This is a genomic window from Mucilaginibacter sp. P4_D1, from assembly GCF_056401935.1.
Map to the genome: position 1 here is coordinate 1 of NZ_JBFUIJ010000073.1, position 19,924 is coordinate 19,924.

A 19,924-nucleotide genomic window follows, 5' to 3' on the forward strand; every position below is an offset into this window, starting at 1 on the left:
TGCCATATCTCATATATCTATACTTTAAATATATGAAAATCAGATTGTTAAAACAAATAAAACCATAGATAACTAATTGATTTTATAGCAATAAACCATTAATAATAAAAAAGAGGCTGATCATGATTTATGATACAGCCTCAGCTTTTTTATGGGTTTTTTTCCTGGTTCTATCACAGGTTTTATGGGTACCCGTTTTTAATTTATTTTATCGGCCGGGTTTAATTTGTCCCTCAGCCCAGGAACAAAACGGTGACAATACTGACGGTTTTCAAACGCAAAATATCCGGTTATTCAAGCTGCTTTTTTGGGTTTTTTGCAAAAAAAAGTACGATTTATTTTTGTGTGAGTAAATGTACTTTTTGTGTCAATAAATAGCGCATTTGTTACTAAAAAGCATCAAATAATTGCTTGTTTGTACCTATTAATACATGAATAAAGGGCGGTTTTGAAGTGCAAAAGAAATCGCGTAAATTTGTACTGCTTTGTAACTTTTTTTACAACTGCGCTACAAAATCCCGCATAGCCAAACCAGGGTCTGGCTGTTTCATAAAGGTTTCGCCAATTAAAAAGCCGTTAAAACCGGCCAGCTTCAAGTGCCTGATGGTTTCCGGATCGCTGATGGCGCTTTCTGATATCTTCATAAATTCGGCAGGAATATGTTTGGCCAGCTGGTAGGATGTTTCTACAGATACTGTAAAATCGGCCAGGTTGCGGTTATTTACCCCTATGGCATCCAGTTTTGGGTGGATGCTGCGCTCCAGTTCTTCCAGGTTATGTACCTCAAGCAGTACATTCAGATCTAAACTTTTGGCCAGGGTGGCCAGCTTATCAATTTCTGTGGGGGTAAGTATGGCTGCTATCAACAGGATAATGTCGGCACCTAATGCTTTGGCTTCAATCACCTGGTATTCGTCTATCATAAAATCCTTGCGCAAAACCGGGATGTTATTTACAGAACGTGCCCTTTTTAAATCGGCTTTGCGGCCCATAAAAAAATCGCGGTCGGTTAAAACAGATAGTGCAGAAGCTCCAGCAGCAGCGTAATCGGTTGTTACCTTGCTAACCCTCACCTTATCGTTGATAATGCCTTTTGAAGGCGATTTGCGCTTAAATTCGGCAATTATACCTGTACGGGCAGGATCAAGCAGGAAATCTTTGAATGAATATGTTTCCCTGTGGAAATATTCAGATTCCTCCAGCTCAATATATGATGTCCGTTTTTTGGCATATGCCACTTCCTTTTTTTTATTGGCAACTATTTTATCAAGTATCGTCATAGATCAAATTATAATAGGACCGTCATTGCGAGGTACGAAGCAATCCTGAACTATGTGGGACTTAGCATGTCGGGGATTGCTTCGTACCTCGCAATGACGGTTGTTTATATCTCGTTTCATTTTCGCAAAGTTATCAATATCTATTAATTAGCCATTCAGCCAGTTACCCATCATTTCTTTACCATACTCGGTCAATATCGATTCCGGGTGAAACTGTACGCCGCGCACGTCAAATTCACGGTGAGACAGGGCCATGATAGAATTATCCTCCTCGTCGATAGCCGTTACTTTTAATACTTCGGGCAAGTCGTTCGCGCTTACAACCCATGAATGGTAACGGCCCACTTTAAAGCTCCCGGGCAAATCGCGAAACAATTGCTCGTCGGTATCGGTCACTTTTATGGGGGTGGCAATCCCGTGCATGGGTTGGCTCAGGTTATAAAGGCTGCCGCCAAATACTTCGGCAATGGCCTGCTGCCCCAGGCAAACGCCAAAAATACTTTTGGTTGGCGCATATTTTTTGATCACATCCAGCAACAAACCAGCTTCAGACGGTATGCCCGGCCCAGGGGATAGGATGATCTTGTCATAAGCATCCACATCTTCCAAAGCAAATTTATCATTCCTCCAAACCTCGCACTGCAGGCCAAGTTCGTTAACCAAATGCACCAGGTTATAGGTGAAGGAATCGTAATTGTCTATTATCAGGATGCTCAGGCCCCCCGACCCCCTGAAGGGGGAGTTTGTATGTTCGTTCATTTGTATATGTCTTTAAAAAACTTCCTTAATTATTATATTATCCATTATCGTTCCCCCTTCAGGGGGTTAGGGGGCTTCGCCTACAGCTCTTCCGCCAGTTCCACAGCACGTCTTAATGCTGCAATTTTATTGTCCACTTCTTTCAGTTCGCTTTCGGCAACAGAGCCCGCTACAATGCCGGCCCCTGCCTGGTAGTGCAGGGTGTTGTTTTTGCTTAGGAACGAGCGGATCATGATGGCGTGGTTAAATTCGCCGTTAAAACCCATGAAACCTATGGCGCCGCTATAAAAGCTGCGTTTGGCTTTTTCATTTTCGTCAATAATTTCCATTGCCCGGTATTTCGGCGCCCCGCTCAGGGTGCCCGCAGGATAGGTATCGGCAACTATTTTGAAGGATGACACGCCGGGTAATAACTTACCGCTTACATGTGATACCAGATGGATAAGGTGCGAATAATATTGTACTTCTTTAAACGCTTTAACCTTTACCTGCTCGCAATGGCGGCTCAGGTCGTTACGGGCCAGGTCGACAAGCATAACGTGCTCGGCCGATTCTTTAGGGTCATTTTCCAGGTTGCGGGCTATCTCGGCATCTTTCACGTCATCTCCGCTGCGCTTGAAAGTGCCGGCGATAGGAAAAATGCTGGCTACATTGTTTTTGATAGTGATTTGTGCTTCGGGCGATGAGCCAAAGATGCGGAAATCACCATAATCAAAATAGAATAAATAAGGCGACGGGTTGATAGAGCGCAAAGCCCGGTACACGTTAAACTCATCGCCCTGGAAGGTACGGGAGAATGCTCTTGACGGCACTATCTGGAAAACATCGCCCCGGTAAATATGCTGTTTCATTTTTTCAACAATGGCGATAAACTCCTCGTTGGTAAGGTTTGATTTTTCCACATCGCTGCTTTTAAAGCTATACTCGGGAAAGTTTTTGTTTTTGATGAGGTATTCCAGTTTTTCGATACCGCCGTTGGTTGGGCCGCCTTCGGCCTGGTTGTGAAAAATGTAAAGCTCGTTTTTAAAGTGATCTACAGCGATAATATAACGGTAAATGTGGTATTGCATTACCGGGATTTGCCGGGGATTATCGTCGGTTTGTTTTAGTTTGATGGTTTCAAAATGCTCAACCGCCTCATGTGTGAAATAGCCAAACAAACCGTTCGAGATTATTTTTAATGGATTGGGGTCGGTTTCAAAACTGCCAACAAATTGGTTAAGCTGGTCAATAAGGTCAAAGCTGCCGGCTTCAAGGCTTTCGCTGCTGCCATCGGGATAATGCTTTTTTAGTATGCCGTTATTGAGTATAAAGCCGGCTATAGGCTCACAGCAAATGTAGCTTAAGCTGTTTTCACGGCTATGATAGTCGGAGCTTTCCAGCAGTAGTGAGTTGGGGAATACATCGCGCAGGCGCAGGTAAATGCTCACCGGCGTGGTGGTATCGGCCAGTAGTTTTTTATAGGTGGTTGTTATTTTAAAAGTGCTCATGTTATGTTTTCAAAAAATATATAAATAAAAAAACCCGGCGAATTGGGGTCGCCGGGTTTTCCACTTAGGTTTACAATTGATTAGATCATCGCTGACTAAAAACGTATCCGGCTGCCAAATTTAATTGGTGCCACCAGATATTTTTATTTGTGTTTTTAATCATCGTGGGCACAAATTTATAAAGAAAAATGAATTATCAAATTTTTTTGAAAGTTTATTTGTTGCTAAATCCCATTAGCTACGTGGGATAAGTATAATACCGGCTAAAATTATCACTAAAGCTATCAAATAGAAGGTAACAATGGCTTTATGTTTGGCTTCGCTGATAGCTGCTTTTTTTGATTTGCTATGACCAATGGTAATTAAGGCAAGTGCAATCAGCATGATAACCCAATGTTCTACAGTGAAATACCGGGTCACTTTATTTTTCATGGTTTCGCTGTTAAACTGTACCAGCGGGCTTACAAAATAAAGTACTATACCAATAAGCAGCTGCGTATGTGCCGATATCATGGCAAACAAATTAAGCTTGCGGTTGCCATTGGTATAAGGCTTTTTCCCTGTCAGCCCAATAAACGCACCAATAATGGCTGCTAAGATTAACGCCAGTACAATATACCTGAAACCCGAATGGAGATGTTGTAAAAAGCTATAAGCTGTCATGAGTTTTAAATTTTGCGTGAATATACAACAAAACCATTTTAGCTAAAACACACGCAACTGATTTGACCAATTATTGACTGGCCGCCGTTTGCGCTGGTTTATAAGTGCCGGCTATTAAAAACGCTATGCCGCTAAATGCTAAGGCCTCAAAAACGCTTGTCCATTCATTGGCCCTATCGACAATGGAAGTATCGAGCCCGCGTGGGATGTGCACCGTGATAAGCCATAAAAACAACATTAAGCCTAACAAGGAAGCCGCAAGTTTTACTTTAAATTTAAGCATAATGGCCGCGCCGGCAGCAATAAGCGCTATACCTGCGAAGTACACCCAGAATAAATGAAAAGGAATCCATGATGGTACCAACAACGCCACAAATTTTGGATATATAAAATGTTCGATGCCAAAAACAATCATGGTTGTGGCAAAAAAGTATGGCCCGGCCGGCCGTATTTTTTCGGTGACGGCGTCGATACCGCTAACCTTATCTGACGGGATAGATGTGGCTACAATAAAGGCCCCGCCGCATAAAGCCAGCAATTTAAATGCATCGTTCCATCCCGCTAAAAAAAGCTGGTTTATTTTAATGTTATAAGGCAAGTGCGAAAGGATAATCATCAACAGCATAAATGCCCCCAGGTAGTCGGCAACAATGTGCGAGTTGATGCCCGATATAATAGCGGCAGATACCAGTATGAGCAAAATGCCGGATACGCACATGCAGAAGGTACTTTGGCCTATAAATGCCGGCTCGGGAGGCATAATAACCGGCCTGAAACCAGAGCAGATAAATTGTTGAACCGCGATTGAAACTAACGCAATAGCAAAGAACAACCGCCACAGTCTATTATAGGATTCCATAAAGAAATATAGGTTATATATTGGATTTCACATGCAATATATAAAATCAATGGCTCATTTTGTTCAATGAACTAAAATATTCTTTGTTATAGTTAAATGAGCATTGCTGAAACAAGCGTTGCCTTTTTTGACCTGCGATTTTTGCTGTTGTTTTTGGCATGTAGGCAGTCGCGCTTTAGTTATTAAGAATTATTAATATCAAAAACGAAATTCACTATTGGGCTATAGTTTGTTAATATATCTTTCTGTAAAACTCCTTCACCATTCCGGCAGGATCAAGAGAACGGTTAATGGCCGATGAAACCGCTATACCGTAAATGCCTGTTTTAAGTAATAGTTCAACATCCTGTAGCTGGATTCCACCGGTTGCAATAACCGGAATTTCGATGGGGGCTTTTTCCAATTGACGGTAACCATCGTAACCCAACAATGGGAAATTATTCGGCCTGGTTTCAGTGTGGGCGAACGGGCCCAATACACAATAATCAACTACGCCTGGATGCTGCGTTTTTAGCAGACCGGCCAGGTTGGTGGCCGATGACCCTAAAGTTTTATCGTCACTAATCGCTTCGCGAATCGCGCTGAAATCGGCGGCATCATCTTCGATATGCACACCCTGGGCATCAACTTTATCAAGCAGTTGATAATGGTTGGTAATAATAAGCGTGGCACCCCAATCATCACAAATAGATGCTATCTGGTCAATTTCAGCTATAAGCTCGTTTTCTGGCTTGGTGTTACAGCGATATTGTATCCAGTTGGCCCCGGCGCTACACGCGATCTCAACCTGTTGTATATGGCTGCGCTGTGGCATGTCCTGTGTGATGTAATGAAACATAGAGACGTATTTTTTCATTTCGGTGGCGTGTTGCGTGGTTCGTGTTACCTGTAACTAATCAACTAAAAAGAGACGCAAATATACGCTTTCCGAGGTTCGTGTTGCGCGGGGCGTGTTGCCGGTAAAATATCAATTCCCGAACCTGGCAACACGCCCGTCAAACACGCAACCCGCAACTGAACTACCTGACCACCTCGCTGATGGTTTTGCCAATACAGCCATCGGGGGCTTGTATGTGTAATAGTGATGCCACTGTAGGGGCAATATCTGTCATGTGGGTTTGGCGTGTGGTATTGCCGTGGTTAATGCCCCAGCCCATAAATACCAGCGGTATATGGGTGTCATATGGCGCCCAGGTGCCATGGGTTGTTCCGGTTGCTCCGTGCCCCGAGTAATAACCAGGTTTTAATACAATTTGTATCACACCACTATGCTCGGCGTTGTAACCGTTTATAATTCGGCTGCGCAAATCAACAGGGATTGTTGCGTCGTTGGCGTTTTGCATATCAACGGCAAATTGTACAGCCGGTTGCTTTTGCAGATAGCTTATACAGTCAAGTTTTATGRCCCCTTCGCTGATGCCTGCTTTTTTGATGGCGGCATTGTTAAGGTTAACCTGGTAATTATCCATACTGATAACCAGGTTTTGAACCTTGTATTTGTCGTTCAATGCAGCATTCATTTCTTTCTGCGCGGCAGCATCGTCCCAGGTTCCTGCGGGTACGTTGTGGTCTTTCAGGAAACTGGCGTTATGGGCAGCGCCATGGTCGGCGGTTAAAAATACCGAGTAGCTGCCTTTACCCAATGTGCCATCTAAATAAGTAAAAAAGGCGGCCAGGTCATGATCAAGCCTTAGGTAGGTGTCCTCTATCTCTACAGAATTAGGGCCAAACTGGTGCCCTATGTAATCTGTTGACGAAAGGCTTACCGCTAAAAAGTCGGTAACGGTGTTTTTGCCTAATTGCTCATTTTCTATTGCTGCTTTAGCCATATCAAGCGTCATCGAATTGCCGTAAGGGGTTGACCGGATCATACCTAAATGGCCGTTGTACAAGGCCGATGTATTAACCGGCATGGTTGGTGCGCTGGTGCCGGCAAATTTGCCCTCGTATTTGCTGCTGTTGTCAGGGGCACTTTGCAGGTAAGTGGCTATAGGGTAAAGGGTATTCCAATCCTGTTTAAGGTATTTTTCGGCAATTTTTTGGCTGTTAAAGTTTTTAACCCAGGCAGGCAAATCGGTCACGTAATAAGTGCTGCTTATCCAGTTGCCGCTGGCGTCATCAAACCAGTAGGCCGCATTGGCGGTATGCCCTGCGGGCAAAATTCCACCGCGGTCTTTTAGGGCGATGCCGATAACTTTTGAGCGGAAATTGGTTGCCAGCCTAAGCTCGTCAGTAACGGTAGTTACCAGCAAATTGCGTGGCGACATTTGCCCAGCCTTTGAGGTGCTGCCAACGGCGGTTACCGTGCTGTCATCCGTACAATACATCGATTTTCCGGTGGCTTGCACAATAAAATCATTGCCCGCAATACCATGTATGGCAGGCACCGATCCGGTGTAGATGCAGGTGTGGCCGGCGGCAGTTACCGTCGGGATATAATCAATATTGGTATTCTCGCAGGTAAAGCCTTCGCCCAGCATTCGTTTAAAACCGCCATCTTCATAACGGTCAAAATAGCGGTACAGGTAGTCCCAACGCATTTGATCAACTACAAGACCTATAACCAGTTTGGGGCGTGGCAGGCCGGTAGGCATTGGCATAACGCGTTCGCGGTGGTAGGTAACTTCGCTATCGCTGCTCCTCCTGGTGGTATGTTTATGTTTTTTTTTGTGAGATTGTGCCTGTGCCGAAAGGGTGGCCGCGGCTAAAAGTAAAAGCAATAGATATTTAAGCTTCATTTTTTTGTTTTTGGATCGCCAAATATCAACAATGAAATTAAAAAGCCATATGAAGTTTATGTTAAGTATGGGTTTTGTTACAAAATTAGAATCAAGAATTAAGAGTCAAGAATCAAGACAGAAAATTTTGGGGTCGGGTGTTTGCGTTTGAGCCTAAAAACAAGAGGCATTTTTAACGGATACTATTGCTATACTTTTCATCTACTTTTTGGATACTTTTGCATATTTTTCCGATATTTTTTAACACTTTTCTGCTACTTTTGATAGCTTTTATTTTATTTAACTATCTGTAAATTAGATTTTTAAGTTAAAATCAATACTATTGCTCTTTTTGATTTTAAACAGTGAAAGCGTTTATGGACTGATCATAAACGCCTTATAGCTGTTGTATACAAATATACTTAAAACCGAAAAAATATCCAAATAGTGATTTACCCGCCGATGCTATTTAACAAACTATGCTGGCTTGCGGTATGCAAGTCGCGCCAGGTTTGGCTTATTTCGGTATCGGGGTTAGCGGCTTGCAGGCCGCAGTAGGGGTATAGCTTGTCAACACTCTCGCGTGCTGTTTTGGCCAGCTTGCGGCTGGTAGTGCTTACTTCATTCAAATACCCGGCGGGGCCTGTTAAGCCACTCTGCCAGGATGCGCCAACTGCCTCATAAAATTCGGCGCGGGTTTTATTTAGGTTGATGGTAAGTTCATCCAGCAATTGTTTTGTGGCATCGCGATGGTTGCCGGGTTGCCGTTTGCCTAATTGCTTTTCGTCAAACAGTGGTCCGCACAGGTCTAGGAAGTGTACGGCCATGCCCGATATGTTTGCTGCCAGTGTAGCCTCGGCTAATTGTAAAAAGGGATATTTATACAAAGGCTCGGTGATTACCGCATACTCCGGATCGATCTTAAAACACCTGTCGGCTTTAACAAACAGGTTGCTTACTTTATAGGCATCGCTGCCGGTGGCCATCATGCCAATGTATTTCCAGGCGGGGAACACCTCCACATCTTTTTTATCAAAAATAAAAGGTAATATCAGTTCGTTCCCTTCGGCATCTAAAACAGGTTCGTCGCCATTTTTGATAATGCAGTTGGCTGTTATATGGGTGGCATGGTGCGCGCCGCTGGCATATTTCCAGGTACCGTTAATAATGTAGCCGCCATCGGTAATGGTAGCCGTACCTGTTGATGCGCCGCTACCCGCCAGGCACAATGCCGGGTTGTTCAATAGCTTCGGGGCTATATCTGCCGATAAAAACCCGCCGAACCAGCCCGCACCACTGCAAAGCGTAACCACCCAGCCCAAACTGCCGTTGGCCCAGGCCAGGCTTTCTTCAAGCCGCACCATATCCGGCAAAGGCAGTTGCAAACCCGAATAGGCTTTCGGCACCAGGAATTTAAACCAGCCCTGCTCGTAAACCAGTTTCAATTGATCAGGGTGCAGCATAGCCAGTTTTTCGGCTTCGGCGGCAGTCTCCCTGATTGTTTTTACCCATTCGGGTTTTAGTAAGTATGATGGATGGGGCATATAGTATTGCTTAAGGCTAAAAGCATAAAGCTTAAAGCAATTTGAGTTAATGTAAAGCTTTCGGCCTTAAGCCTTCGGCCTTCAGCTTCTTCCCCCAATCAAAGTACCCAAAAATGGCTACAACAAATAAAAATATGGTAAGCAGCGCAAACATGGGCAGGTGTTTGTAAAACAGGATGGGTACGGCAAACAGGTTTGAGATGTTTAAAAAAATCCAGTTCTCTATTTTACGGCGGGCCAGCAGCCACATACCTGCCCAGGCCGTTGACGATATCAGCGCGTCCCAAACAGGTACGTTTGATGGCGTAAAATATTTAGCCGGCAGGTTTTTGAGCAACACATAAAAAAATACCCAGCCGATAACAGATATGGCAATGCTTATAGCCCATTCGTTTTTGGTGCTCCATGAAATTTCTACAGGCGGCTCGTTGCGCCGTTTTATCCAGTACCACCAGCCGTAAATGCTCATGACTACATAATAGCCATTCAGTATCGATTCTGCATAAAGCCCTACATCCAGCAACAAATAAATAGCAATTGCGGTGCCCAAAATACCGGCCGGATAAAGCCAGATATTGTTTTTTCGCGCCAGCAAAACTTCGGCAACACCCAGGGCAACGGCAAGCCATTGCACCCAGGTGGTTTCTTTTATCTGATCAATAAAAAGCTTTATTAAATCATGCATAAATGCGTTTCTTAATTAATGTAATTTAATAATCCCTATTGCTRACCCACCCCAGACAGAATACCCGCCCAGATTCGTGAAATTCGTCCAAATTCGAGACCATTCGTGTGTATTAAAAGTTCAAACTAAGCATCGCCATAAAATTGCGCGGCGCCTGCGGAAAATAGTAATTGTAGTTTACCATGTTGCCGCCTTCAATATCCGGGTATGTAGCACCGTTAGCCTCGTACTTTTTGCTGAAAACGTTATTAACCTGCAAGCCCAAACCAATATTTTTAACCTGGCTGATGCTGAAGTTATAACGCAGCCTTACATCGCTGGTGAAATAGCTTTTAAGGTAACGGTTGGCCGCATACGGGTTGCTTTGGTTATCCGGCGCTATATTAAAACCGGCCGGGTTTTGGTTCATGGTATTATCTAAATACTGTTTGCTTACGTACTTGCTGATAAAGGCAATCTCGCCGCCTTTAACCGGACTGTAGCTGATGATGCTGGCCCCGGTAAGCGATGGCGAATAAGCAATGGTTGTTTTTTTAAATGATTCTTCAACCAAAGTGCCGTCATCGTAATTAGAGAAAAACTGGTGATAGTTTTTAATCTTGTTGGCGCTCCAGGTAGCGGTTATCCCCCAGTTAAGCTGGCTGGTTATGCGTACTTTACCATCCAGCTCCACACCGGCGCGGTAGCTATCCGGCACATTGGTGCGTATGGCGCCGCCTACATCATTAAGTGCCCCGGTTAATATCAGCTGGTTTTTATATAGCATATAAAAACCATTAATGCCGCCGCTAAAAATTTTGCCAACAGTACGGTAACCTGCTTCAAAATCCTTCAGGTTTTCGGCCTTTGGCCTAGCTTGCGGGGTTGAGTTTACGTAATCGTCGCGGTTTGGCTCATGGTTGCCTACCGCAAATGAGGCGTATACATTGTTTTGCTCATTAAGCTGGTAAGTAATACCTACTTTGGGGTTAAAAAAGTTAAGCTCGATGCTTTGCTGCGCGTTCTGCTGGTTTTTGTCGATACCGTAAAAATTGTAGTAAAGGTGACGGTATTGCGCATCGGCATAAAGCAACACTTTGTTTAAATGCCATTCGGCGCGGTAAAAAATATTAAAGTCGTTCTTTTTGGCATTATCACGATAGTACTCGTAGTTGGGGCCAATGCCGGCGCTTTCTTTGGTATAAATAATATTGCCGAAATGCGCGCCTTTGTATTCATTATAAGCACCGCCCAGGGTCATGTTCAGGTTGCTTTGGGGCTGATATTTTAATGCATAGGTAACGCCATAAAATTCATTATCAAGCCAAAGCCTGCGCACCAGGTCGGTTGTTTTAACAGTATCTGTACCCATAATAACCGGGGTTAAGCCATAATTGGCCACGGCATCCTGGCGGCGGTATTCCTCGTAATAGCCCTTGCCCTTGGTATAATGCAGTGCGCCGCTAAAAGATAGCTTACTGCTTATCTTCTGATCATATAGCAACTGGTAATGGTTTTGCAGGTAATCATCTACCTGGTCTTTATAAAAATTACCGGCGTCGTCCATCAGGCCAAGCTCGTTATAAGTGCGGTTATCCTTGCGGGTATTATCACCAATAACATAATCGGCAATGCCATTCCAGGCCTGGTAAGTGCGCTCGTGGCCCGATATTACGTTGGCCCTGATGGTGCTGTTTTTGCCATACCAGGCAGCGCTAAGATAAAGGGATTTTAAATCGGACTTAGCCCTGTCAATATAACCATTGGAGTGTATGCGCGATAAACGGCCATCTAAACTAAAATGCCCATCCAGTAAGCCGGTACCGGCATTAACGGTGTTTTTGATAGAACCGTAGGAACCGGCCGAAGTATTGATTTCGGCATAAGCGGTATCCCGGCGGGTGGTAGTCTGGATATTGATGCTGCCGCCAAACGCGCCCGCGCCATTGGTTGATGTACCCACACCGCGCTGCACCTGTATGTTATCTACCGACGAGGCCAGATCGGGCAGGTCGATAAAGTACGATCCCTGGCTTTCGGCATCATTTAGGGGGATGCCGTTAATGGTAACATTCACCCGGGTATTATCAGAACCACGGATGCGGATACCGGTGTAGCCAATACCTGCGCCGGCATCTGATGTGGTTACAACAGATGGGGTAAGGCTAAGCAGGTAAGGTAAATCCTGCCCGAAGTTGTTTTTTGCTAAATCCTTTTTGCTGAGGTTGGTAAATGCCGTTGGCGAGTTTTTAACCGCGCGGGTGGCGCTGATTGTCACTTCCTCGGCAGCAAGCGTGCCGTTAGCGAGTGCCAGGTTGATAACCTGGTTTGCAGCCAATACGATGTTTTTGCTGATGGTTTGATAGCCAATAAAACTGGCATTTAGCGTGTAGCTGCCAGCTTTAAGATTAGCAAAGCCATACCTGCCGGCAGCATCGGCAACCACACTGGCAGCCGGGTTATTAATGGTGATGGTTGCACCGGGCAGTGCTTCGCCCGATTGATTGGTTACTTTTCCGGATATGGAAAGTTGGGCCGATGCCAAAACAGGCAGCAGCAGGGCCATGATAGCCACGAATACATTTTTCAAAATTTTTAAACTAAAAATTAGTTAAACCATCTGCTCACCAGGGTACAATGGCAGTACACTTAACTTGTTTACCTCTCCCTACGCCGGCATTACCCGGATCAGGTGCGAGCGCCCCCCGCCCCCCTGAAGGGGGAGTAAATACACCTAAAGTTTTTGCTTTAAGTTTTATCACTCCCCCTTTAGGGGGCTGGGGGGCTCTCTGGGTTTGATCTCAGCCTGTCTTTCAGTTTGGTTAAAAACGCTCTGCAGTTCGTTTTTGGTTATACCAAAGCAAGGCACCCCTTGAGAATTATGGGGCAAAGATAGTTTTTTAGTCGGAAAGTCAAAAAAAGTCGCGAAGGCGGAAAAGCCGCGCTTTCATTTCTGATTTTTAAAATGTTATTTGTAAATTTGGATAAAGACCATTGCTATGTTAACCGATACAGAGATAAAAGAGAAGTTAATAGCCACAATAAGCAATACCGATAACATGGATTTGCTAAGAGAGTTGTTGATGATTACAGAGATGGAAGATGAAATTAGTGGCGTTTATCAATTAAGCGCGGAGGAGATAGTTGCAGTAAATGAAGGTATTGAGCAAATAGAGAGCGGCCAATACCTGACCCATGAAGAATCAAATAAACGAGCAGACGAATGGCTAAAGAAATTCGATGGTCGGTAAGGGCTGATCGTGATAGGATAGCAATATTAGAATACTGGGCGAATAGAAATAAATCAACAGTTTACAGTAACAAGCTTAATAAGCTATTTATAAAAAAAGTTGAAGCGCTTGCCGAGCTCCCAGACTCGGGAAAGCCTACCAAGAATCCTTCAGTTAGAATAAAAATAGTTCGGGACTATCTATTATATTATCGCATTTCTGCAAATGTGATTGATGTCTTAACCATTTGGGATAGCCGCCGGAATCCTAAGAAATTCAAATTATAAATACAATCGCACCGTATTTTCCACCTTTCTCCTTTTACCTTTCTCCTTTCACCTCAAAAACGTACTTTTGCAAACTTTTATAAATATTGTTATGCTAAGAACTCATACCTGCGGCGAATTAAATATCAGCAACTTAGGCCAAACAGTTACATTGTGCGGCTGGGTACAAAAATCGCGCGATTTGGGCGGTACCACATTTATTGATGTGCGCGACCGTTATGGTTTAACCCAACTTGTTTTTAATACAGATACTGATGCCTTGCTGCGCGAGAAGAGCCGCGAGCTTGGCCGGGAGTTTGTGATACAGGTTACTGGCAAGGTGCTGGAACGATCAAACAAAAACACAAAAATACCAACCGGCGAAATTGAAATTGCCGTTGCCGGTATAGAGGTATTGAACGCGGCTAAAATTCCGCCGTTCCTGATAGAAGACGATACCGATGGTGGCGAAGAGCTGCGTGCCAAATACCGCTACCTTGATTTGCGCCGTGCGCCTGTTCGTAACAACCTTATCCTGCGCCATAAAATGGCACAGGAAATACGCCGCTATTTAAGCGATATTGATTTTTTGGAGGTAGAAACCCCGGTACTGATCAAATCGACCCCGGAAGGTGCGCGCGATTTTGTGGTGCCAAGCCGCATGAACCCGGGCGAGTTTTACGCTTTGCCGCAATCGCCGCAAACATTTAAGCAATTGCTGATGGTAAGCGGGTTCGACCGTTATTTCCAGATTGTGAAATGTTTCAGGGATGAGGACCTGCGTGCCGACCGCCAGCCAGAGTTTACCCAGATTGACTGCGAGCTATCGTTTATTACCCAGGAAGATATCCTGAATATTTTTGAGGGCCTTACCCGCCACCTGTTTACTACCGTTAAAGGTATCGACCTGGGCGATTTTCCGCGTATGCAATATGCCGACGCTATGCGCCTTTACGGTTCTGATAAACCGGATGTAAGGTTTGGGATGGAGTTTGTGGAACTGAATGACGTTGTAAAAGGTAAAGGTTTTGGCGTATTTGACAACGCAGAGCTGGTTGTGGGCATCAACGCCAAAGGTTGTGCCAGCTATACCCGCAAGCAACTGGACGAAATTACCGAATGGTTAAAACGCCCGCAAATTGGCGTTACCGGCATGATATATTGCCGTTATAACGAAGATGGAACATTAAAATCATCGGTTGATAAATTTTACAGCGAAGATGAGCTGACAAACTGGGCAGCGGCATTTGAAGCCGAACGCGGCGATTTAATGCTGGTACTGGCCGGCAATGCCGATAAAGTACGCAAGCAACTTAACGAATTACGCCTTGAAATGGGTAGCCGTTTAGGCCTGCGCGATAAAAATAAATTTGCGCCGCTTTGGGTGCTTGATTTTCCGCTGCTGGAGTGGGACGAAGAAAGCAAGCGTTACCATGCTATGCACCACCCATTCACTTCGCCAAAACCAGAAGATATTGCCTTGCTGGATACCGATCCGGGAGCGGTACGCGCCAACGCGTATGACCTGGTTATTAACGGTACCGAGGTTGGCGGCGGATCTATCAGGATCCATGACCGCGCCATGCAATCATTAATGTTTAAGCACCTGGGCTTTTCACCCGAGGAAGCGCAAAAACAGTTTGGCTTTTTGATGGATGCTTTTGAATATGGCGCACCTCCGCATGGTGGTTTAGCCCTTGGGTTTGATAGGCTGGTTTCTATTTTTGCCGGATTAGATTCTATTCGCGATGTTATCGCTTTCCCTAAAAATAATTCGGGCCGCGATGTGATGATCGATTCGCCATCAACCATTGCCGATACACAGCTTAAAGAGCTTAATATTAAAACAACAGTATAAGTTACAATATCAGGTTTGATATTAAGTCGGTTATTTTTTCTCGCGCAAAGCCGCCAGGAAGCTAAGAAGAATAAGCAAATCTCATTGCGCCTTTGCTTCTTACCGTCTTTGCGTGAAATAAGCTATCCTTTTTAATGGAGATGTTTAAACGCGATTGCTTGTATAAGTTTTTTTAATTGTAGCGTTTATGGTAGTTATGCCGTATAGGCACTAAACTGATCTGAATAAAAATGAAAAAAATCCTACTGTTACTGTTATTGCCCGTTGCTATGTTTTCGTCGTGCCTGAAATCGAATAACGATGTGGTGCCTTTTGACAGCACTAAACAGGCTGCTACCGACGAAGCAACCATCCAGGCTTACCTGGCAGCACATACCGAAATTCATGCGGTAAAAGATACAACCGGCGTTTATTACCAGATAATTACACAGGGTACAGGCGCTACCCCGGCTTTAACAAGTACAATAACGGCGGCTTATACCGGTAAGTTAACCAATGGTACCATATTTGATTCAAGCACAAACCTGGTGTACCGGTTGAATGGCCTGATACCTGCTTGGCAAATTGCATTGCCATACCTTAAAACAGGCGGGCAAATGCTGGTAATTACCCCATCGCGCTACGCATATGGTAATGCGCAGGCAGGTATTATTCCTGCAAATTCAGTACTGATATTTTCTGTCAATTTAACTGCGGTTACCAATTAACTGTGCTGCTTTAGGCAGGCTGTGGTAATAAAAATATGCTTTTGCCTGCCGGTTTAAATTGATTTGGATTGTATATTTACACTTGTGTATTTGCTGAAATGGAAATACCTGCCTGAATACGTTTTCACAATTTGCAACGTTTAGTGTTTTTAACCCTATTAATGTTAACTGATCTGTATGAAAATGAAAAAACTTTTACTTTTAATTTTATTCCCCTTAGCCATCTGGTCGCTGTCATCTTGTACAAAAGTAAGCGACCCAGCAATAACAACAGCGATACAGCAGGCTGCAACCGATGATGCGGCTATCAAAGCCTATTTAACCGTTCATCCGGAAATTACCAATGTTAAGGACACCTTAGGTTGTTACTACCAGGTAATTACTACAGGCGCGGGCGCGTACCCTACGGCTTCAACTGTAATTAAAGCAAGTTATACAGGCACTTTGCTTGATGGAACTGTATTTGATTCGAGCACCAATTTTAGCGCGACCTTAAGCAGTTTGATTTATGGCTGGCAAATAGTACTACCACATGTGCCAATCGGGTCGAAAATAATAATGCTGATACCTTCTATATATGGCTATGGTACATCAGGTTACGGAAAAGTACCTGCAAATGCGATATTACGCTTTGATGTCGATCTTTCGCCGCCGGGCGCGTAAACGAATTTAATTAAATACAATAGCCCGGGATGATTAATCGCCGGGTTTTTTTGCGGCTATATTTACGTAGTTTTGGCTGCTCAATTTTAATATCGGCACATGAACAAACTACTTTTATTATTTGCCGCGGTTATTGGCATCTCGTCCTGTAAAACCGCACCTCCGGTGGATGCTGTTAAACAAGCCCGTATTGATGATTCGCTTATCCGGGTTTATCTTTCCAATAACCCGGTTGTAAAGGCCGTGAAAGATTCGTCGGGCCTGTACTACCAGGTTGTTAAGCCCGGCACGGGCGCCGCGGCAACCATCAATTCAACTGTTACGGTAAATTATAGGGGCAAGCTGCTTAACGGGCCGCCATTTGATTCGGCAAATGGTTACTCTTCGCCATTAGCGGCCCTGGTAAAGGGGTGGCAAATAGGTATACCACATATAAAAGCTGGTGGTAACATTGTACTGTTTGTGCCATCGGCTTTGGGCTATGGCGGGGCATCGTTGGGGCCTATCCCGGCAAATTCGGTGCTTGTTTTTGATATTGATTTGATAGGGGTAAAGTAACCGGCTGATACCAGCCTTACTATAATTTTGAATTGAAAAGGCATCAGCTTCAAATTCAAACCGGTACATTAAATTATCCGGCGTTTTGTTCTTATATTAACGGTTCAAAACTTGCGCCCATGAAATTACGCATCGCTCCCCTTTTTTTGTTGTTTGCAACACAGGTATTTGCCCAGCAAAGCCAGGTAAGTACTAAAGCCGATGCCCTTAAAGACAAGGTAATAGCCTGGCGCCGAGATTTTCATGAACACCCTGAACTGGGTAACCACGAGGTGCGTACTTCGGCAATTATTGCCAAACACCTGCAGTCATTGGGTATCCAGGTGCAAACGGGCGTAGCTACAACCGGCGTTGTGGGTATTTTAAAAGGTGGCAAGCCGGGCCCGGTAGTTGCCTTACGGGCAGATATGGATGGTTTGCCGGTTGTTGAGCGCACCGATGTTCCTTTTGCATCAAAAGTAAAAACTATTTATAACGGCCAGGAGGTTGGCGTAATGCATGCCTGCGGGCATGATTCGCACATGGCTATTTTAATGGGTGTGGCCCAGGTGCTTTCGGGCATGAAAAGCGAGTTGCACGGAACGGTTAAATTTATTTTTCAACCCGCTGAAGAAGGGGTAGAGCCCGGCCAGAAAGGCGGCGCCGAAGAAATGGTGAAGGAAGGTGTGCTTGAAAACCCTAAAGTTGATGTAGTATTTGGCCTGCACATTAATTCGCAAACCGAGGTTGGTAAAATAACCTATCGCCCGGGCGGTACTATGGCAGGCGTTAACGATATGCAGATCATCGTAAAAGGGCGGTCGGCACATGGGGCTTACCCATGGTCGAGTGTTGACCCGATTGTGGTTTCGGCCGAGATCATCAATAACCTGCAAACTATTGTAAGCCGTAATATAAACATAACAGAAAACCCGGCGGTGGTAACTATTGGCTCCATCAAAGGTGGTAACCGGTCGAACATTATCCCCGAGAGCGTTGAAATGCTGGGTACCCTACGTTCATTTACAGCCGCCGATGAAAAAATGCTGGTTGAGCGGGTTAAGCAAATAGCAACAAAAACGGCTGAAGCGCAAGGCGCTACTGCCGAGGTGAAGATTCCGTACAGCAGCCATTACCCGGTTACTTATAACGATCCTGCACTCACACAACAAATGCTGCCCAGCCTGCAAAAAACAGCTGGAGCCGAAAATGTGATGCTAAAACCGCCTGTTACCGGGGCCGAAGATTTTAGCTTTTACCAGGAAAAAGTACCCGGCATGTTCATTTTTTTAGGCGGGATGCCTAAAGGCGCCGATCCGCTTAAAGCACCATCGCACCATACGCCCGATTTTTATATCGACGAAAGTGGCTTTACCCTGGGTGTAAAAGCATTGTGCAATTTAACGCTTGATTATATGAATGCTAAAGGGAAGTAAGGATGGTTTACTATTTAAAAAGATATTTATCTTTAAATAGATGATTGATGCTTAACTTTATAAGCCCAAAAAGTGCATGGCCAGGAATTTTTAACAGCATAAGATGAGGAAAAGCATAGTAATAATGGTGTACACAAGCTTGTTATTAATTTTAATAACAAGCCAAAAAACCATTGCTGCGGATATGGCCGCCGAAGATACCGTAAAGAAAATTAACCCCGAGGTTTTGCAAACCATCAATACGGTATTAAAAGCTTCTTATACGTTTGATATTGAAAAAGTTACCGATGTTTACGCTCCCAACGCGGTGGTTACCGACGAGCAGCAACCTTACTCATGGAACGGGCAGCTGGCGGGTGTACAATGGGTAAACTCGGTACAAAAGGCGGTTAAAGATTTTAAAATCCGCGACTTTATCGTAAACATAAAAAAGATCAAAATTTTTCAACAAACCGAAGAGGTAGCCTACCTGATTGTTCCCGTTGAATACACCGGCACGGTTAACGGCGACCCGTTTAACGAAGAAGGAGCATTTTCCTTTGTGTTTCGGTACGTTAGCGGAAAATGGCTCATTAAAAGCCAGGCCTGGGTACCCAAAAACGGATTGTAGTAGCGCATATACCTAAACCGGAAAATAATTACCATTGGCCAACCTCCTTTTCATCTGCAGTAAAAACCAATGGCGCAGCCCTACTGCCGAATTATTGTTTAAAAACCATCCAAAACATACTGCCCGCTCGGCAGGTACCAGTGCCACGGCCCGTATCCGGGTAACCCAAAAAATAATTGACCGGGCCGATGTTGTATTTGTAATGGAGCGCAGGCATAAACAGCTGCTGAGCCAACGCCTGGAACTAAACGGCAAGCAGGTAAAAGTGCTGGATATTGAAGATAACTATCAATTTAACGACCCCGAACTGATAGAAATATTGAGGACTGTTTTAAGCGAATACCTATAGTATCAAGTACGGATTTTTTCTGTCTTGACTCTTGATTCTTAACTCACTGTTGTCCGATAAACATAAAAAAGGAGAAAAAAAGGTCATTTGTGTTTAATTGAGGGATATTTAACGGCGACAATTAAAACAAAGCCCCCTTTTTAGGTTTTAAAAAGTGTTAGTTGGTAGCTTTTTACTTCGCTGTTATATCCTATAATTGCTTTTTCAGGATTTACGAGGAAGTTGATCAGATCGATATAAGTTCCAAGATGTTGCCTGATAAGACCGGCTACGTTAGCAAATGACCATTTAT

General features: G+C 44.3%; 19 protein-coding genes. 9 read left to right on the forward strand and 10 right to left on the reverse strand.

Features of this window, described 5'->3' with window-relative positions; translation table 11 throughout:
• Positions 1 to 497: 497 nt before the first annotated feature.
• The 10 genes from trpC to AC1DV1_RS29800 form a co-directional block, all read right to left on the reverse strand.
• Positions 498 to 1,280, reverse strand: a complete 783-nt coding sequence (gene trpC / locus AC1DV1_RS29755; protein WP_477367905.1) for an indole-3-glycerol phosphate synthase TrpC — start codon at positions 1,278 to 1,280, stop codon at positions 498 to 500.
• A gap of 147 nt (positions 1,281 to 1,427) precedes the next feature.
• Positions 1,428 to 2,039, reverse strand: coding sequence for an anthranilate synthase component II (locus AC1DV1_RS29760; protein ID WP_477367909.1), 612 nt, complete (start codon positions 2,037 to 2,039; stop codon positions 1,428 to 1,430).
• Between the two features lie 80 nt (positions 2,040 to 2,119).
• Positions 2,120 to 3,529 carry an anthranilate synthase component I family protein gene (locus tag AC1DV1_RS29765; protein WP_477367912.1) on the reverse strand — a complete coding sequence of 470 codons (1,410 nt, stop codon included), beginning with the start codon at positions 3,527 to 3,529 and terminating at the stop codon, positions 2,120 to 2,122.
• Between the two features lie 234 nt (positions 3,530 to 3,763).
• Positions 3,764 to 4,192 (reverse strand): cytochrome B, encoded by a 429-nt coding sequence (locus tag AC1DV1_RS29770; protein ID WP_477367915.1) that lies wholly within the window; start codon positions 4,190 to 4,192, stop codon positions 3,764 to 3,766.
• Between the two features lie 70 nt (positions 4,193 to 4,262).
• Positions 4,263 to 5,051 carry a DoxX family protein gene (locus tag AC1DV1_RS29775; RefSeq protein WP_477367918.1) on the reverse strand — a complete coding sequence of 263 codons (789 nt, stop codon included), beginning with the start codon at positions 5,049 to 5,051 and terminating at the stop codon, positions 4,263 to 4,265.
• A gap of 232 nt (positions 5,052 to 5,283) precedes the next feature.
• Positions 5,284 to 5,907, reverse strand: coding sequence for a thiamine phosphate synthase (locus AC1DV1_RS29780; protein WP_477367921.1), 624 nt, complete (start codon positions 5,905 to 5,907; stop codon positions 5,284 to 5,286).
• 163 nt (positions 5,908 to 6,070) lie between these two features.
• Positions 6,071 to 7,789: an alkaline phosphatase PafA gene (pafA, locus tag AC1DV1_RS29785; protein WP_477367924.1), complete on the reverse strand. Its 1,719-nt coding sequence runs from the start codon at positions 7,787 to 7,789 to the stop codon at positions 6,071 to 6,073.
• A 431-nt stretch (positions 7,790 to 8,220) separates the two neighbouring features.
• On the reverse strand, positions 8,221 to 9,312 hold the full coding sequence (locus AC1DV1_RS29790; RefSeq protein WP_477367927.1) for an acyl-CoA dehydrogenase family protein: 1,092 nt from the start codon (positions 9,310 to 9,312) through the stop codon (positions 8,221 to 8,223).
• 46 nt (positions 9,313 to 9,358) lie between these two features.
• Positions 9,359 to 9,997, reverse strand: coding sequence for a nicotinamide riboside transporter PnuC (gene pnuC / locus AC1DV1_RS29795; RefSeq protein WP_477367930.1), 639 nt, complete (start codon positions 9,995 to 9,997; stop codon positions 9,359 to 9,361).
• A gap of 112 nt (positions 9,998 to 10,109) precedes the next feature.
• Positions 10,110 to 12,566, reverse strand: a complete 2,457-nt coding sequence (locus AC1DV1_RS29800) for a TonB-dependent receptor (protein WP_477367933.1) — start codon at positions 12,564 to 12,566, stop codon at positions 10,110 to 10,112.
• Between the two features lie 409 nt (positions 12,567 to 12,975).
• Between AC1DV1_RS29800 and AC1DV1_RS29805 the strand changes: the two genes are divergently transcribed.
• The 9 genes from AC1DV1_RS29805 to AC1DV1_RS29845 all read left to right on the forward strand — a co-directional run bounded on the left by AC1DV1_RS29805 (position 12,976) and on the right by AC1DV1_RS29845 (position 19,632).
• Positions 12,976 to 13,227 carry a hypothetical protein gene (locus AC1DV1_RS29805; RefSeq protein ID WP_477367936.1) on the forward strand — a complete coding sequence of 84 codons (252 nt, stop codon included), beginning with the start codon at positions 12,976 to 12,978 and terminating at the stop codon, positions 13,225 to 13,227.
• Positions 13,200 to 13,493 (forward strand): type II toxin-antitoxin system RelE/ParE family toxin, encoded by a 294-nt coding sequence (locus tag AC1DV1_RS29810; RefSeq protein WP_477367939.1) that lies wholly within the window; start codon positions 13,200 to 13,202, stop codon positions 13,491 to 13,493. Before AC1DV1_RS29805 ends, AC1DV1_RS29810 begins: the two co-directional genes overlap by 28 nt.
• A gap of 91 nt (positions 13,494 to 13,584) precedes the next feature.
• Positions 13,585 to 15,330 (forward strand): aspartate--tRNA ligase, encoded by a 1,746-nt coding sequence (gene aspS, locus AC1DV1_RS29815; RefSeq protein WP_477367942.1) that lies wholly within the window; start codon positions 13,585 to 13,587, stop codon positions 15,328 to 15,330.
• A 230-nt stretch (positions 15,331 to 15,560) separates the two neighbouring features.
• Positions 15,561 to 16,037, forward strand: a complete 477-nt coding sequence (locus AC1DV1_RS29820; RefSeq protein ID WP_477367945.1) for an FKBP-type peptidyl-prolyl cis-trans isomerase — start codon at positions 15,561 to 15,563, stop codon at positions 16,035 to 16,037.
• A gap of 183 nt (positions 16,038 to 16,220) precedes the next feature.
• Positions 16,221 to 16,700, forward strand: coding sequence for an FKBP-type peptidyl-prolyl cis-trans isomerase (locus AC1DV1_RS29825; protein ID WP_477367948.1), 480 nt, complete (start codon positions 16,221 to 16,223; stop codon positions 16,698 to 16,700).
• Between the two features lie 99 nt (positions 16,701 to 16,799).
• On the forward strand, positions 16,800 to 17,258 hold the full coding sequence (locus AC1DV1_RS29830) for an FKBP-type peptidyl-prolyl cis-trans isomerase (protein WP_477367951.1): 459 nt from the start codon (positions 16,800 to 16,802) through the stop codon (positions 17,256 to 17,258).
• A gap of 119 nt (positions 17,259 to 17,377) precedes the next feature.
• Positions 17,378 to 18,673: an amidohydrolase gene (locus AC1DV1_RS29835; RefSeq protein WP_477367954.1), complete on the forward strand. Its 1,296-nt coding sequence runs from the start codon at positions 17,378 to 17,380 to the stop codon at positions 18,671 to 18,673.
• Between the two features lie 103 nt (positions 18,674 to 18,776).
• The gene (locus AC1DV1_RS29840; protein WP_477367957.1) at positions 18,777 to 19,283 is read left to right on the forward strand and encodes a nuclear transport factor 2 family protein; all 507 of its coding nucleotides are present in this window, start codon (positions 18,777 to 18,779) and stop codon (positions 19,281 to 19,283) included.
• Between the two features lie 34 nt (positions 19,284 to 19,317).
• Positions 19,318 to 19,632, forward strand: coding sequence for a low molecular weight protein tyrosine phosphatase family protein (locus tag AC1DV1_RS29845; protein ID WP_477367960.1), 315 nt, complete (start codon positions 19,318 to 19,320; stop codon positions 19,630 to 19,632).
• Positions 19,633 to 19,924 lie beyond the last annotated feature (292 nt).